This window comes from Providencia stuartii (assembly GCF_029277985.1).
In the GTDB taxonomy this organism is placed as follows: Bacteria; Pseudomonadota; Gammaproteobacteria; order Enterobacterales; family Enterobacteriaceae; genus Providencia; species Providencia zhejiangensis.
Genome location: NZ_CP119546.1, coordinates 541,137 through 557,207 on the forward strand (window position 1 = coordinate 541,137; position 16,071 = coordinate 557,207).

Annotated in this window: 13 protein-coding genes and 1 pseudogene; 11 read left to right on the plus strand and 3 right to left on the minus strand. The window is 40.6% G+C overall.

Annotated elements, in window-relative coordinates:
• Nucleotides 1-226: 226 nt before the first annotated feature.
• Together rtcR and rnz are read left to right on the plus strand one after the other, a co-directional pair.
• Nucleotides 227-1,807, plus strand: a complete 1,581-nt coding sequence (rtcR, locus tag P2E05_RS02310) for an RNA repair transcriptional activator RtcR (protein ID WP_276145368.1) — start codon at nt 227-229, stop codon at nt 1,805-1,807.
• A 92-nt stretch (nt 1,808-1,899) separates the two neighbouring features.
• Entirely contained in the window at nt 1,900-2,814 is a 915-nt protein-coding gene (rnz, locus tag P2E05_RS02315; RefSeq protein ID WP_154623535.1) for a ribonuclease Z, read from the plus strand.
• 99 nt (nt 2,815-2,913) lie between these two features.
• Here the strand turns inward: rnz and deoR are convergent, their stop codons facing one another.
• Both deoR and deoC read right to left on the minus strand, forming a co-directional pair.
• Nucleotides 2,914-3,693, minus strand: a complete 780-nt coding sequence (deoR, locus tag P2E05_RS02320; RefSeq protein WP_163860620.1) for a DNA-binding transcriptional repressor DeoR — start codon at nt 3,691-3,693, stop codon at nt 2,914-2,916.
• A 46-nt stretch (nt 3,694-3,739) separates the two neighbouring features.
• On the minus strand, nt 3,740-4,408 hold the full coding sequence (gene deoC / locus P2E05_RS02325; protein WP_163860621.1) for a deoxyribose-phosphate aldolase: 669 nt from the start codon (nt 4,406-4,408) through the stop codon (nt 3,740-3,742).
• Nucleotides 4,409-4,581: 173 nt separating this feature from the next.
• Here deoC and rbsK point away from each other — a divergent pair, with 173 nt between their 5' ends.
• The 3 genes and pseudogenes from rbsK to P2E05_RS02340 all read left to right on the plus strand — a co-directional run bounded on the left by rbsK (nt 4,582) and on the right by P2E05_RS02340 (nt 7,962).
• A complete protein-coding gene (gene rbsK / locus P2E05_RS02330) occupies nt 4,582-5,502 on the plus strand; it encodes a ribokinase (RefSeq protein ID WP_154623537.1) in 921 nt (306 codons plus the stop codon).
• An 81-nt stretch (nt 5,503-5,583) separates the two neighbouring features.
• Nucleotides 5,584-6,888, plus strand: coding sequence for an L-fucose:H+ symporter permease (gene fucP / locus P2E05_RS02335; protein ID WP_154623538.1), 1,305 nt, complete (start codon nt 5,584-5,586; stop codon nt 6,886-6,888).
• Between the two features lie 58 nt (nt 6,889-6,946).
• Nucleotides 6,947-7,962: pseudogene (locus tag P2E05_RS02340) on the plus strand (aldose 1-epimerase family protein).
• A gap of 133 nt (nt 7,963-8,095) precedes the next feature.
• Here the strand turns inward: P2E05_RS02340 and P2E05_RS02345 are convergent.
• Nucleotides 8,096-8,491: a DUF2750 domain-containing protein gene (locus P2E05_RS02345; protein WP_163860623.1), complete on the minus strand. Its 396-nt coding sequence runs from the start codon at nt 8,489-8,491 to the stop codon at nt 8,096-8,098.
• Between the two features lie 193 nt (nt 8,492-8,684).
• Between P2E05_RS02345 and P2E05_RS02350 the strand changes: the two genes are divergently transcribed.
• The 6 genes from P2E05_RS02350 to P2E05_RS02375 all read left to right on the plus strand — a co-directional run bounded on the left by P2E05_RS02350 (nt 8,685) and on the right by P2E05_RS02375 (nt 15,738).
• Nucleotides 8,685-9,704, plus strand: a complete 1,020-nt coding sequence (locus P2E05_RS02350) for a mechanosensitive ion channel family protein (RefSeq protein ID WP_247047267.1) — start codon at nt 8,685-8,687, stop codon at nt 9,702-9,704.
• A gap of 271 nt (nt 9,705-9,975) precedes the next feature.
• Nucleotides 9,976-12,135 (plus strand): ornithine decarboxylase, encoded by a 2,160-nt coding sequence (locus P2E05_RS02355; protein ID WP_272677652.1) that lies wholly within the window; start codon nt 9,976-9,978, stop codon nt 12,133-12,135.
• A gap of 104 nt (nt 12,136-12,239) precedes the next feature.
• Nucleotides 12,240-13,175 carry a nucleoside hydrolase gene (locus tag P2E05_RS02360; RefSeq protein ID WP_154623543.1) on the plus strand — a complete coding sequence of 312 codons (936 nt, stop codon included), beginning with the start codon at nt 12,240-12,242 and terminating at the stop codon, nt 13,173-13,175.
• A 106-nt stretch (nt 13,176-13,281) separates the two neighbouring features.
• Nucleotides 13,282-13,761, plus strand: a complete 480-nt coding sequence (locus P2E05_RS02365; protein ID WP_154623544.1) for a DUF6882 domain-containing protein — start codon at nt 13,282-13,284, stop codon at nt 13,759-13,761.
• Nucleotides 13,762-13,853: 92 nt separating this feature from the next.
• Nucleotides 13,854-14,654 (plus strand): inositol monophosphatase family protein, encoded by an 801-nt coding sequence (locus P2E05_RS02370; protein WP_247047271.1) that lies wholly within the window; start codon nt 13,854-13,856, stop codon nt 14,652-14,654.
• Nucleotides 14,655-15,093: 439 nt separating this feature from the next.
• Nucleotides 15,094-15,738 (plus strand): hypothetical protein, encoded by a 645-nt coding sequence (locus P2E05_RS02375; protein ID WP_154623824.1) that lies wholly within the window; start codon nt 15,094-15,096, stop codon nt 15,736-15,738.
• Nucleotides 15,739-16,071: the final 333 nt, after the last annotated feature.

A 16,071-nucleotide genomic window follows, 5' to 3' on the forward strand; every position in this document is an offset into this window, starting at 1 on the left:
CATGTCTGCACGGGTAGAACCGTAGTTCTGACAATTTCCGGCAGCGGATAGGGTTAATATTGCGATAAGCGTGCCAACTTTTTATTTTGATTGAAAAATATTTATATCATCATGATATATAAATGTTTTTATATTAAGTGTGAGGTTTGGATATTTTTTTAACACAAAATGACCTATGCTATTTATTATCTTTTTTTATCGTCTTTTATAAAATTATATAAATTATATGAGTGGAAAACGTAAAGTAGTTATTGGCGTGTTGGGTACCGTTCTTGACCGACGAGGCAAAAGAGCGAATCGCTGGACGAAGTGGCGACCAACAGTTGGGTTATGTCAGCAAGCGGATTTGAATATTCATCGTTTTGAGTTAATTCATCAGGTGAATGACTATACGATGGCACATCGTGTTAAAGAGGATATTGAGCAAGCATCGCCACAGACTGAAGTGATTTTGCGCGAAATTGATATTGCGGATCCGTGGGATTTCGAAGAAGTGTATACCTCACTCTTAGATTTTTCTGCAAACTACCATTTTAACACAGAGAAAGAAGAGTATTTGGTTCATATCACGACAGGTACTCACGTGGTACAGATTTGTTGGTTTCTGCTAACAGAAGCTCATTACCTACCCGCTAAATTATTACAAACCTCACCATCACAGGCGGGAGGAGAGAAAAATCCAGCGGGTATTTATACGATTATTGACCTTGACCTAAGCCGCTATACGGATATCACTAATCGATTTCAGAAAGAACAGCAAGCTCAGGTTTCTTTTTTGAAATCGGGTATCGCGACGCGTAATGCAAAATTTAATGCCATGATTGCACAAATCGAACGGGTGGCATTACGCTCTAAAGCCCCCATCTTATTGAATGGTCCAACGGGAGCAGGAAAGTCTTTTTTGGCTCGGCGTATTTACCAATTACGTGAAAGTCGTCATCACGTAAAAGGGCGTTTCGTTGAGGTCAACTGTGCGACTTTGCGTGGTGATAATGCGATGTCAACGTTATTTGGACATATCAAAGGCGCATTTACCGGTGCTATCAATCCCCGTCGCGGCTTACTCAAGGAAGCGGATGGCGGTATTTTGTTTTTAGATGAAATCGCCGAATTAGGGCTTGATGAACAAGCGATGTTATTGAAAGCGATCGAAGAGAAAAGTTTTTTTCCGTACGGTTCTGATGAGGAAGTTGAGAGTGATTTTCAGCTTATTGCGGGAACCCACCGCAACCTTGCACAATGGGTGGAAGAGGGGAAGTTTCGCGAAGATTTATTTGCGCGTATTAATATGTGGACTTTCACGTTACCAGGTTTAGCGGATCGTCGTGAAGATATTGAACCAAACATAGATTATGAATTGATAAAATTCAGTCGGGAAGCACAAAGCCAAATTCGTTTTGATCGTGAAGCTCGACAGTTGTATTTGAAATTTGCCAATTCCCCCTCGGCATTATGGCGAGGGAATTTCCGAGAATTGGGCGCCTCCATTAACCGTATGGCGACTTTCGCAGAGCGTGGGCGTATCACAAAAGAGGTTGTCGATGAAGAAATTATACGCTTGAAATCGCTATGGGGAACGAAAACAACGCATGCTCTCCCGCCGGAAATAGGTGAAATCGATCTGTTCGAGCAGCCGCAGTTAGCTACCGTGTTGGAGGTATGCTATCGCTCATCGAGTTTATCGGAGGCTGGCCGAATGTTGTTTTCTGTCTCGAGACTACAGAAAAAGCAACCAAATGATGCAGATAGGCTGCGTAAATATTTGGCTCGCTTCGGATTGGATTGGGATAAAGTGAAAAATCATTAAGAGAATCTGTTAACTTAATGAAATCGTTAGCGATATGTTTAGATATCATTTTTATAAAAATAATAAAGTCATTAAGTATAAGGAATTAAATTATGGAGTTAACTTTTCTTGGCACCAGTGCTGGAGTGCCGACAAAAGAGCGCAATGTCACCAGTATGCTATTAAATTTAACGGGTATTCGTAAGACATATTGGCTGTTTGATTGTGGTGAGGGTACCCAACACCGTATTCTTAATAGCGTATTTAAGGCGCCAAGAATTGAGAAAATTTTTATTACTCATCTGCATGGGGATCATATTTTCGGTTTGCCAGGGTTGTTATGCAGCCGTTCAATGGGAGGATCGACAGACTTGTTAACCTTATACGGTCCGAAAGGGTTAAAACAGTATGTTGAAACGGCGCTCACCATAAGTGGCTCGTATTTAACTTATCCGTTAGACATTGTTGAGATAGAGGCTGGACAACTGTTTGATGATGGCGAGTTGATTGTGACTGCATACGCGTTAAATCATCGTGTTGAATGTTATGGCTATCGTATTGAAGAACATGCGAAAAAAGGCGCATTGAATACAGAAAAACTCGCTCAAGATAACATTCCCCGCGGACCATGGATGCAAGCTTTGAAAGCTGGTGAAACGGTCCAATTAGAAGATGGGCGTACAATAAAGGGGGCTGACTATTTGGGGGAACCTAAACCCGGTAAGGTGATAGCGCTTTTTGGTGATACGGCGCCAACAGAGCAGGCGGTATTACTTGCAAAAGATGCCGATGTGATGGTGCATGAAACGACGTTAGAAAATGCGTACCAAGAAAAAGCCAATGAGCGCGGCCATTGTACGACAGGGCAAGCGGCATTGGTTGCGCAAGCGGCCAACGTAAAACGTTTTATTGCAACTCACATTAGTGGACGTTATAGCGCTGAAGATGTGCCGATGTTGTTGGCAGAATGTCAGGCTATTTTCCCTAATACAGAGATGGCATCGGATTATTTAACGATTAAAATTTAATGAGTAAGTCATCTACAAAATATCGATGATGTCGACTCGCGAAAATGGCGGGTCGACGACAGTCGCTAAAAGCGACATAAGCAATAGAGAGTCGCAAAGTTAGTAAATAACCTTCACAAATCCATTGCGGCAATAGGTTTCATACTCGTCAGAGAGTGGGCGATTCGTGATAATCACATCAAATTGCGAGAGATCGCCCATATTCGCCGTCGCTACCTCATCAAACAAGTTGTATGTTGCTAGTAAGATTTTACGGATCGATTTTTCCATCGCTTTTTTCTTCATGGGCAAATCATCTAAGTTATAGCACGTGACACCATAGGTACTGTGTATACCCGCCGCTGAGATAAACGCTTTTTTGGGGTTTATGGAATCAAGGATGGATGGCTGAGTAGGATTATAAAAGGAATCACTTTTTGGACGATATTCTCCGCCACATAGCAGAGCAGTCGCATTTTTTTTCTGACTTAATGCCAGAAAAACGTTATGAGAATAACAAATGCCTGTAAAGCTGATATCTTCAGGAATTAAGGAGATTAGTGTCGCCATTTCGATACCATTATCGAAAAAGATCACATCGTCTTCTGACACCATGCTAGCCGCTAAGTTAGGAATATACAGCTCTTCAGTTTGGTCGGGGGTAAAGATATCGGCTTGTGGATCTTTTGAGGTCAGTGAGGATGGCTGAGTAACAGAAACGATATAGCCGCCAAGTAACGACATCGGGATAGGGCCTTCGGTATCGGCATTAAGGTCACGGCGAATCGTCATTTCAGAGACTTCAAGTATTCTGGCCGCTTCTTTAAGGTGAATTCTACCTGAGCGTTTGATGCATTCACTCAAACGGCGGAGGCGTTCTTTTTGTTTTGTTTCTATCACCGAGCAATCCTTTTTTAATCGGCGCGGGCTTGCCGCGCCCCATCGTTTAGTACCCACTTGAGGTTACATTATCTCCCGAAACAATCGCGACACTGGCACTTGCGCCAACACGATTGGCTCCGGCTTTGATCATTTTTTCTGCGGTTTCTCGATCACGTACACCGCCAGATGCTTTTACACCAATTTCATCACCAACGACTTTACGCATTAATGCGACATGGTGTTCTGTGGCTCCCATTGTACTGAAACCTGTTGAGGTTTTCACAAAACCAACTTTCAATGTGCGGCAAATTTCACAAACTTGGATAATTTCTTCATCGGTTAACAAGCAAGTCTCTAAAATGACTTTCAATGTCGCATCACCACAAGCGGCTAACACAGCAGCAATATCTTGACGAACGAACTCAAGATCACCACTCTTTAGCATACCAACGTTGATCACCATATCAACTTCATTTGCTCCACGACGAACGGCTTCAGCCGCTTCGAAGGCTTTCGCTTCGGTTAAGCATGCACCCAGCGGAAAGCCTACCACACAACAAACCATAACATCGCTATTTTTTAGGCATTCGCTGGCTAAAGGCACATAGCCTGTATTCACACAAACAGAAGCAAAGTGATGTTCAGCAGCTTCAGCACAGAGCTGTTTGATATCACTAACAGTAGCGTTAGCCGCTAACAGTGTATGATCGATATATTGTGCTAAGTTTTTCATTTAAATGTTTCCTATTAAGAATAAATATGGAGTCAATAACAATGAATGAAAAAATGTGGCGGATATAACACTTGGTCATTCGTTATTCGAGATCTTAATCACAAATGATATTTATGCAACATGATAATGTTATTATCATATCATTATGTGATTTATTTAACACGAGGGACATTATGGATATAGCAGTTATAGGTTCAAATATGGTCGATCTGATCACTTACACTGATCAGATGCCAAAAGAGGGCGAAACCTTGGAAGCGCCTGCATTTAAAATTGGCTGTGGTGGTAAAGGTGCCAATCAGGCGGTTGCTGCTGCGAAACTTAATTCAAAAGTCATAATGTTAACAAAAGTAGGCGATGATATTTTTGCAGATAATACCATTCGCAATCTTGAGTCTTATGGCATAAATACACGCTATGTTGAAAAAGTGCCTTGCACTTCGAGTGGTGTGGCACCTATTTTCGTGAATCCAAATTCTGCGAATAGCATTCTTATTGTAAAAGGAGCAAATAAGTTTTTATCTCCAGAGGATATTGAGCGCGCCGCAGAAGATCTGAAAAAATGTAAGTTAATCGTATTGCAGCTTGAAGTGCAATTAGAAACGGTTTATCACGCGATCGCATTTGGTAATAAACATAATATACCGGTATTGCTAAATCCTGCACCAGCACAACGCACGTTAGATCTTGATTTTGCTTGTCGTTGTGACTTCTTTGTACCTAATGAAACTGAACTGGAAATTTTGACAAATATGCCTGTTGATACGATGGAAAATATTCGTCGTGCAGCGCAGTCTTTATTAGATAAAGGATTAAAAAATCTGATTGTCACATTGGGCGATAAAGGGGCGCTATGGATGACGCGTGACAATGAGTTATTGATCCCCGCGATTAAAGTCAATGCGGTGGATACCAGCGGAGCCGGTGATGCCTTTATTGGTTGTTTCTCTCACTACTATGTGCACACAGGTAATGTCGCCGAAGCATTAAAAAAAGCGGTGATGTTTTCTGCATTTAGTGTAACAGGTAAAGGTACCCAATCTTCTTACCCTAGCATTGAGCAATTTACAGAGTTTGTTCAACTTAATAGTTAATAGAAAACAATATCCCTCGATGTTAAATGCGGCCGTAGAGCCGCAATTCAGCGGATATTAATAATAAAAATAAGGGTTACTATGAACATCAAAAATATCACTCAGTTGCCTGATGGCTACCTGAGTCGGACTCCTATATTCCAATTTATCCTACTGTCCTGCCTTTTCCCGTTATGGGGGTGTGCAGCGGCACTTAATGATATTCTGATTACACAGTTTAAAAGCGTTTTTGAATTAAGTAACTTTGCCTCTGCCTTGGTACAAAGTGCTTTCTATGGTGGTTATTTTTTAATTGCCATTCCTGCTTCATTAGTAATTAAAAAAACCAGTTATAAATATGCCATTATGGTTGGTTTGATCTTATATATCGCTGGTTGCTCGATGTTCTTTCCTGCTTCACATATGGCAACTTATACCATGTTTTTAGCTGCAATCTTTGCAATAGCAATTGGTTTGAGTTTCTTAGAAACCGCAGCGAATACTTATAGTTCAATGATTGGTCCAAAACAGTATGCAACATTACGTTTAAATATCAGCCAAACTTTCTATCCGATTGGGGCTGCTGGCGGTATTTTATTAGGTAAGTATTTGGTGTTCTCTGAAGGGGAAAGCCTACAAAGCCAAATGGCCAATATGAATCCTGAACAAGTACATCAATTCCGTTTGGAAATGCTAGAAAATACACTAGAACCTTATCGTTATATGATTATGGTGCTAGTGATTGTGATGATTTTATTCCTGCTAACGAAATTCCCAAAATGTAAAGTGGCTGAGACTAAAGATCACAAACGACCTTCCGCATTAGAGACGTTGAAATATCTCGCTAAAAATAGCCGTTTCAGAAAAGGGATTATCGCACAGTTTTTATATGTTGGTATGCAAGTCGCTGTCTGGTCATTCACCATTCGTCTTGCGCTGGAAATGGGCGATATTAATGAACGTGATGCGTCTAACTTCATGGTTTACAGTTTTGCCTGCTTCTTTATCGGTAAATTTGTAGCAAATATCTTAATGACTCGGTTTAACGCTGAAAAAGTGTTGATTATTTATTCAGTCATTGGGGCTCTATTCCTAGCGTATGTGGCCTTTGTCCCAAGTTTCACCGCCGTGTACGCAGCGGTATTGGTGAGTATTCTCTTTGGACCTTGTTGGGCAACCATTTATGCGGGAACGTTAGATACCGTTGATAACGAGCATACTGAAATGGCGGGTGCTGTCATTGTTATGGCAATAGTCGGTGCTGCATTTGTACCTGCGGTTCAAGGCTATGTGGCGGATGTATTGCACTCATTACAACTCTCCTTCTTAGTTTCTATGTTGTGCTTTATCTATGTCGGTATCTATTTTGTGGGTGAACGCCGCTTTAAAGCAAAACAAGCTGAATAAGTTATTTTGAGGCAGGTTAAGCCTGCCTCATTCCTTTAATTTAACCGTGAGTATGAAAATGAACACAATTATTCCGCTTCACAAAAGCTTATTTACGGATAGAGCAAGTCTTATCATAAAAAATAATCAATTTACGGTCAGTGCATTTCGTTATGCATCGGGTGTTGAAGGGCTTCGAGTCGAGAATTCACAAGGATATCTAACAATTTTACCTTTCCTAGGTCAGATGATCTGGGATGCCGAATTTTGTGGACATAATCTGAAAATGGATAATATGTTTTCAGAGCCAAAACCAGTTAAAACCGTAGTAGAAACATATGGTTGCTTTGCTTTTCATTCAGGTTTAATTAGCAATGGCTGCCCATCTCCAGAAGATAATCATCCATTACATGGCGAAATGCCTTGTGCCGCAATGGATCGCGCTTGGTTATCGTTATCGCATGATAGTGTGCGGGTGTGTGGTGACTATGAATATGTTATGGGATTTGGTCATCATTATCTTGCTGAGCCTTCTGTGACTTTAAACGTAACAGTGCGTTATTTGAGATTAACATGTCGGTGACTAATTTGGCTTCAGTAGCGATGCCTCTACAATATATGTGTCATATGAACTATGCCTATGTGGATAACGCCCAACTGAGTCAAAATATTCCGGAAAGTGCGATGACGTTACGAGAATCAATTCCTGGGCATGTGAATCCAACACCGCAGTGGCTGGAATTTAATCAAGCTTTAAAATCGGGCGCGGTCACACTCAATCAGCTTGATCAACCGAATATGTGTGATCCTGAAATAGTCTTTTTTATGGATAACTTAGCGCAGTACACCTCACAACCAGAGTTCCGTATGACCTCGAAAGAGGGGGTGAGTTTTGTGACCCGCTTTCATTCTTCTGAGCTTAATTTTGCCACTCGCTGGATCCTTTACAATGGCGATCAGAAAGTTGGTGCCTTTGTGTTACCCGCGACTTGCCGGCCTGAAGGCTTTTTAGCGGCAAAGAATAATCACACGTTGATTTGGTTAGGTGCTGGTGAAAAACGACAATTTACGGTAACCACCGGTGTTGAGCAATAATCTTCATTACATGGCAGGCAGCTTAAAAACTGCCTGTTATTGAAGATTAAAGTGGGTGAGCTTTGATAAGGCCACTGATAATCAATCAATAAAAGTCAGATCGATAGTGGCAATAAAAGTGGCATGATCGTTATCATTCATATTGCTCACACTCTTCGATCAGATCTTGTAGCAGTGTTTTGGGTTCAGCGATGACATATGTTTTACATTGCGGATCCATCATGATCGCGACTGTCATATTCGCGCCATCCATATCCGGTAATATCTCTGTCATAAAATGTTCTAGTGATAGCCGCGTCGGGATGCAATTTGTCTTTTTGCCATCAAGATGACGCTGTGCATAAGCTTTAGCTGGCCAAACAGGGAGTAATAACCGTCCATTGTTATCGTGTATTGTCGTAATCTGATCATGCGCGAAAAGTACCCACACGGCCTCCCAATCGGCAATTTTTCCCACAAAGTAGCGATACTTTTGTTGTAAATTCAATGCAAGGACGTTATCGATCTCTTTTGAGTTTGGGCTAAACATAAGATATCTCTATATTAGAATTGGAAGCTCTAAAAAAGTAACTTGATAATTAATAGGAAAATAACGTTCAAAATTGTTATCTTAGTGAGGTTTTATTGCTGCGTTTTATCCACTCAGAGTTTATCTAAAATAGCGTAGTAGACAAACAAGGTATCATTAAAAAAGAATATAAAGCGATGCGGAGCGGTGAAATATGATTGATACATTACTCGAAAAGTATGCCATTGGCATTACCATCATTGCGGTATGTTTAGCCGTCACGGTTGTTTTCGAGATAATAAGCAAAAAACGTAAGCATAAGCATAAAAATAAAAGTATTTTTATTCATGTCATCCAGACAGCAGTGCTATGCAGTATGGTCATTGTCGCTGCCCAATATGTTGATATGGCGGCTACAGATTTTCATTTAAGCTTTATTTCAACCCCTCTGATTAATTTCATTACTATTGCGATTATTGCCATTATTTTAGTGCGCAAGCTGTTTCAATTGGTCAATAGGCTAGAAAAGACGCAAATTAAAAAAGGGAGCGACCCAACCTCAGCACGTATTATTGCCCGAGTATTTAAAACCACCATTTTTGTCGTGATGATTTTGTTATTTGGCGAACATTTTGGGATGAGTTTGTCGGGGTTGATGGCTTTTGGTGGTATTGGTGGCATTGCCATTGGTATGGCGGGTAAGGATATTCTAAGTAACTTTTTCTCTGGGATTATGCTTTACTTTGATCGGCCTTTTAATATTGGTGATTGGGTCAGCTCGCCAGACCGAAATATTGAAGGTACGGTTGTGGAGATTGGTTGGCGTATCACAAAAATTGTTACTTTCGATCATAGACCACTCTATATCCCTAACTCATTATTCTCATCAATCAGTGTTGAGAATCCAGGGCGTATGACTAACCGACGCATCAAAACCTCATTAGGTTTACGTTATGAGGATGCAGATAAAGTGAGCGTTATTGTCAGTGATATTCGTAGTATGTTGCAGCAAGATCCCAATATTGATACGGGGCAAACGTTATTGGTTTATTTTGATGAATTCGCGGATTCATCGCTCAACATTATGGTGTATTGCTTCACGAAAACGACGGTGTGGGCGGAATGGTTAGCTGCTCAGCAAGATGTGTATTTAAAGATCATTGAGATCGTTAAACGTCACGATGCAGACTTTGCCTATCCTACACAGACATTGTATATGGAAAAAAACAACTAACCTCCCAACTTGGATAAATCGGCCGACTAATATGTGGTTAAAATTAAAAATATTAGTCGGTTAGTTGATATTGTGGTTTTTCTATAGCGTTTAATGCCAGTGGCGCAAAAATAACCCTGAATAATTTTATGCTATTAACCAGTAGCTTATCAAAATTTATCTACTCCATAATATTTATGATTCTTCCCGCACGTTCTGACAATTCCAATCTGATTTTCTATCAAGTATATTGTCGGCCTCTTTTCCTCAGCTAACTAAGGGCCAGACTGTTATGAACAAAATCAATGTGGCATGTAGCCAGGGGGTCGCTATCTATTTTACTGGAGAATTCCAATGGGTAGATATTCGCGATGCACAGTTAAACAATATCGCTGCTGTTGTGCTATCTGAACAGGATGCCAATCAAGGGCTATGGAAAAGAGTTATTGACAGTAAGTTAAGTATTCCGCTGTTTATCATTAGTGATAAACAGCTTCCTGATAATATCGAGATGCCGTCATATATAACGGCAATACTGCCTCCTGCACCTGCTGAGCGTAACGAAAATAGCCGTCAATTACTCGATGCTGCGAATCGCTATCTTGAGCAGTTATTACCGCCATTTTTTGCTCGAATGATGGATTATGCTGCGGGTCATAATGTCACCTTCGCTTGCCCTGGACATCAAGGCGGGCAATTTTTCCGTCGCCATCCGACAGGGGAACAATTTTATCAGTTCTACGGTGAAAATCTTTTTCGTACCGACTTGTGCAATGCTGATGTAGCGATGGGGGATCTGCTGATCCATGAAGGGGCCGCAAAGGAAGCGCAAAAATTTGCGGCCACGGTTTTTAATGCCGATAAAACGTATTTTGTACTCAATGGCACATCATCATCAAATAAAGTGGTATTGAACGCGTTATTAACACCAGGAGACCTCGTGTTATTTGATCGCAATAACCATAAATCTAACCATCATGGTGCGTTAATTCAGGCAGGAGCAACGCCAATTTACCTTGAAACTGCACGTAATCCGTTTGGGTTTATTGGTGGGATTGATGCACATTGCTTTGAAGAAGATTATTTGCGTGAATTGATTACTGAAGTGATGCCCGAGAAACGCACGGCAGAACGACCATTTCGTTTGGCGGTTATTCAGTTAGGCACCTATGACGGCACGGTATATAACGCAAGGCAGGTTGTCGATAAGATTGGCCATTTATGTGAGTATATTCTGTTTGACTCTGCATGGGTGGGTTATGAACAATTCATTCCAATGATGCGTCAATGTTCGCCATTATTACTGGAATTAAATGAAAATGACCCAGGTATTATGGTGACACAATCCGTGCATAAACAATTAGCAGGCTTCTCACAAGCGTCGCAGATTCATAAAAAAGATAATCATATTAAAGGGCAAAACCGTTTTGTTTCTCATAAAAAGCTCAATAATGCTTTTATGATGCATGCATCGACCAGCCCGTTCTACCCGTTATTTGCTTCCTTAGATGTGAATGCGCGTATGCATCAAGGCGATGCGGGCGAAATGATGTGGATGGAGTGCGTTAAGCTCGGTATTGAAATTAGAAAATCCATCATCAAACATTGCCAATATTTCAGGCCGTTTGTGCCTGAATGGGTCGATGGTAAACCATGGCAGGATTATCCAACAGAGCAAATAGCTTCCGAGCAGCGTTTCTTTAATTTTATTCCAAATGAACGTTGGCATGCCTTTGAGGGTTATGCAAAAAACCAATATTTTGTTGATCCTTGCAAGTTAATGTTAACGACGCCGGGGATTGATGCTCAAAGTGGCGACTATGAATCCTTTGGGGTTCCAGCGACGATTTTGGCTCATTTTTTGCGCGAACATGGTGTGATCCCTGAAAAATGTGATCTGAATTCGATTCTCTTTTTGCTTACGCCAGCAGAGAGTAAAGAGAAGCTGGATTTGTTAGTCATGCATTTGGTGCGTTTTGAGCAGTTACTGGAAGAAGATGCATTATTAGAAGATGTGCTGCCATCCGTCTATCAGCGTTATCAAGAGCATTACCAAGGCTATACTTTGCGCCGTTTATGCCAAGAGATGCATCAATTAAGTGTGCAGTACAATATTAAGCAGTTACAGAAAGAGATGTTCCGTAGACAACATTTTCCTACGGTCAAAATGAACCCACAACAGGCTCACCTTGAATTTATTCGAGGCAATGTGGAATTACTTCCACTTAGTGAATTGGAAGGCCGAATTGCCGTTGAAGGCGCACTACCTTACCCACCGGGAGTGCTGTGTGTGGTGCCGGGTGAGGTTTGGGAAGGACCTGTATTACGTTATTTTCAAGCGCTCGAAGCTGGAATTAACTTACTGCCGGGGTTTGCGCCCGAGCTACAAGGTGTCTATATTCCGAAAACGGAAGATGGACAGAAACGTGTCTATGCGCATGTTTTAAAATAAAATGACCTTTATTTTGTAGCGGCTCATAGATTTTACTTGATGAGCTGGTTAGATTGGGAGCTGTTTAGCAAACAGCTCCTTTTTCATTCAATAAGGTAAGGTGTATGGCAAAGAAAATTATCCTAGATTGCGATCCGGGACATGACGATGCGATTGCGTTGTTATTGGCTTATGGTAATCCTGAAATAGATTTATTGGCTGTCACTACTGTCGCGGGTAATCAAACTCTTGAAAAAGTCACTCATAATGCGCTTGCTGTTGCGGAAATGGCAAAAATTCGGGGAATTCCGTTTGCGGCAGGTTCACCTCGGCCATTAGTACGTGAAGTGGAAATTGCTCCTGATATTCATGGAGATTCAGGGCTTGATGGTCCTCAATTACCAGAACCATCGCTAACATTAGAAAATAGTCATGCAGTAGAATTGATCATAAAATTGATCATGTCGCATCCTCCTAAAACCATCACTTTAGTGCCTACAGGGGCACTGACCAATATTGCATTAGCAGCAAGGCTTGAGCCGCGTATTGTGGAGCGGGTAAAGGAAGTTGTCTTAATGGGCGGCGGTTACCATGTTGGAAACTGGAGCCCTGTGGCTGAATTTAATATTAAAATTGATCCGGAAGCCGCACATATTGTTTTTAATGAAAAATGGCCACTCACCATGGTTGGCTTAGACCTCACTCACCAAGCACTTGCAACGCCGGATGTTATCGAAAACATCGCTAAAGTTGGCACACCTTGTTCGCAATTTGTTGTCGAATTACTCGATTTCTTTGGCAAAATGTATAAACAGGCGCAAGGTTTTGATGCCCCACCAGTGCATGACCCTTGTGCTGTTGCCTATGTTATCGACCCTTCCGTAATGACGACACAACGTGTTCCCGTGGATATTGAGCTAACAGGAACGTTAACTTTAGGGATGACCGTTGCTGATTTCCGCCATCCTGCCCCTGCTGATTGTCATACTCAAGTCGCGGTAAAATTAGATCATGCTAAATTCTGGCAACTGGTGGTGGATGCCTTAAAACATATTGGGTGATAAATAGCTATTAGGTCATGTTGAATCCCCATAGTTTAGCTGGCCTAATCTATCACTATGTAATGATTTTCTTTCTGTTATTAAGTTGTAATTTAGGAATGCTTATATGAATCAAGATGCTGAAAACTTACCTTATGACATATTGCTAGCCCGTAGCATGAACGCCTTGCAACATAAGAGTCAATTTCATTGTGATACTTGGAAACTTGATCAAGCGAGTTGGTCTGTTGATCAAGAAGAAGGCACTATCGTTTTTCAGGCGCCAGACGATATTGTGGCAGTTGCCCCCGTGCAAATTATCGGCACTTATGATCAAAACCAAGGAAATTGGCTGTGGGGATGGGCGAATAGCTCGATCGAAGAACCATTATTACAAGATGCTTTAGCCGTACAAGAATTTGCTGAACGCAAAGGCTATGATCAATTAACCGAAGCCATGTGTCAGATCGATGAAAGCGAAGCTTGGGAATTTGCCGCACTAGCTTGTGAGTTAAATGAACGCCAAGGAGTATACCGCGGTGCCGCAGGGAATACGTTAATTTTTATGTCGTTTGGTGAAGTTAAGCTCCATAAAAATAATGCATAATCATTGAGTAACAAAAAGCATGATTATCTCTCCCTAATTATTCTTAGAAGTTATAATGACGATCTGTCTTATGCTTTGGGAGGATAAACACGATGTTAGCAATAGCACTTGAAGCGGCGAAATCGGTCACAGCGATGACTGTGGAAGCATTTCAAGGCGCTGGACGATTTGATTACAAGCCGGATCGTTCAGTTGTCACCCAAACGGATTTGCGAGTTGAATCTAAATTGCGTGAATTATTCGCTCGACGCACCCCTAATATCCCCATTCTTGGCGAAGAATTTGGCCTTGAAGGCAGTAAATCATTCGATTCGGGCTGGGTTATTGACCCTATCGATGGTACTCGTGCTTTTATTTATGGTGTTCCGTTATTTAGCACCTTGATTGCTTATGTTGAGCATGGTGAGCCTATTGTCGGTGTCATTAGCTTTCCCGCTATTTCTACAATTATGTACGCTGCAAAAGGGGATGGCTGCTATTTAGACACAGGTAACAGCTCTAGACGGCTAGTCTTAGCAAAAGACGCACCAAAAGAGCTGGCGAATGCGGTGGTTTCAGCATCAGGTATTCATAGTAGCACTTACGATCCACGAGATGGAACAACGCTTTATCATCTCGATCGTGTTGTCGGAGCGGCGCGTGATTTTATTTTTGCTAATGATGCTTATCAACATGCAATGGTTGCATCAGGCCGTATACATGCCGCTATTGATTCGATCATGAAGCCTTGGGATAGTGCGGCGCTGATCCCCTGTATTCGCGAAGCTGGCGGAGAAGTCTGTACCTTAAGTGGTGAACGTGAAAAAGTGTTGTTTGGCGGCAGCTTACTCAGTGCTTCAACGCCGGAGCTTGCGGAGCACATTGTGAATTTGATGAATACACCGGTTTCTTAAGTGAATGCAGATGGTGATAAATGTTTATAGCCTATATTGCGGAATATCATATTGAACAATTCCCTCGTATTCGCGTATTTGGCAATTAATAAGAGAGATAAAAATTTATTTATATGAGTTTACAACATGTCACTAATAAAGTGACATGTTGTAATATGAACGTCTACTCTATTCTCTTCTACACTAAATAATCGAAAATTCATTATAATGAGTTTAATCTAAATGTAATCTTCAGTTTTAATTGGCTGAAAATCAATGATAAAGGAAGTTTATTTTAAAAATCATACATCATAATCGTCTCTTTTTTGCTTTTATATGCTTAGGTTTTAATAATAACAGGTTTTTATCTTTTTTATTTTATAATCTATCCGACAAATAAATTACTACTATAATTAATTTGTGTTTTTTCATCGGTGTTATATAAATAAATGAGGCTATTATGATTAAGTCTGGGTATATTGATGAAGTTTTAAAAGTTACTGAATCCACTAATTCAAATTCAGATAACTCAAGCGTGATTGTTAAATGTACTTTGGAAGAGAGTGATGAAATTATTGACCTTGTTTTTAGTAATGATGATAAATATATAGCCGAATTGTATGTGTCATTATTAGAATATGTTTCGCCAGATAGTTTCTTTAGCCTATATGTTGAGTTTTTTAGTTCCCCAAATCGGATAGAACAAAACCATCTTGTTAAGGGGTTTAAACTAGAGCTGCCAGCCTTCCTAGAACACATGGCGTTGTCAGACAGTGAGTCTGTTTTAAATAATAATCAGGACTCAGAAGACGATAACATTATGAAAGGCGAGATATATGGAGTAAACGAAATTAGTAAAGAATTAGATTCCGTGTACTATGAAGTGATTACAAGAGTAGAACGAGGAAACTATAAAATCGTATTATACTCTGAAAATATGAAGTCATTTTTCATTAACTATGCTGGGATGATCACTCGATATAATCTCTTACCTAGAAATACGATTAAGTTAGAGTATATCATGTATGTTGAGTTTTATGTTGCGAATAACAACAGCGAACTGCATTATTCGATACCACATGTTATGGAGGTTAATAAAGTCTAAATGAAAAAATAATCGACTAATATAAAAAGGGTGTGTGAATCTAAAATCTCACTGGGTTTTTATTGGTGGGATTTTTTATATTGCATTGTGATAATTTATTTCACTCTGTCTATGGCCTATTGATGAATTAGAATATTAAAAATATGTTTTATCGGGCCTATGGCTGCCATCGATAGAAGAGTATTAAACCGGTTGAATTTAATATGCGCACAGATTTTTAATAGCAAATAGTGTGTTTATACCTCATGGCATATTGAGTATCGATGCATGTAGCAGGGCTACCTTGTGTTTAAATACTTTTGCCGTCTTCTTGATAGCAACCGAACAGCGATA

Coding starts and splice junctions, on each gene's coding strand:
- rtcR (WP_276145368.1), top strand. CDS start 227: ATGAGTGGAAAACGTAAAGTAGTTATTGGCGTGTTGGGTACCGTTCTT.
- rnz (WP_154623535.1), top strand. CDS start 1,900: ATGGAGTTAACTTTTCTTGGCACCAGTGCTGGAGTGCCGACAAAAGAG.
- deoC (WP_163860621.1), bottom strand. CDS start 4,408: ATGAAAAACTTAGCACAATATATCGATCATACACTGTTAGCGGCTAAC.
- rbsK (WP_154623537.1), top strand. CDS start 4,582: ATGGATATAGCAGTTATAGGTTCAAATATGGTCGATCTGATCACTTAC.
- fucP (WP_154623538.1), top strand. CDS start 5,584: ATGAACATCAAAAATATCACTCAGTTGCCTGATGGCTACCTGAGTCGG.
- P2E05_RS02345 (WP_163860623.1), bottom strand. CDS start 8,491: ATGTTTAGCCCAAACTCAAAAGAGATCGATAACGTCCTTGCATTGAAT.
- P2E05_RS02350 (WP_247047267.1), top strand. CDS start 8,685: ATGATTGATACATTACTCGAAAAGTATGCCATTGGCATTACCATCATT.
- P2E05_RS02355 (WP_272677652.1), top strand. CDS start 9,976: ATGAACAAAATCAATGTGGCATGTAGCCAGGGGGTCGCTATCTATTTT.
- P2E05_RS02360 (WP_154623543.1), top strand. CDS start 12,240: ATGGCAAAGAAAATTATCCTAGATTGCGATCCGGGACATGACGATGCG.
- P2E05_RS02365 (WP_154623544.1), top strand. CDS start 13,282: ATGAATCAAGATGCTGAAAACTTACCTTATGACATATTGCTAGCCCGT.
- P2E05_RS02370 (WP_247047271.1), top strand. CDS start 13,854: ATGTTAGCAATAGCACTTGAAGCGGCGAAATCGGTCACAGCGATGACT.
- P2E05_RS02375 (WP_154623824.1), top strand. CDS start 15,094: ATGATTAAGTCTGGGTATATTGATGAAGTTTTAAAAGTTACTGAATCC.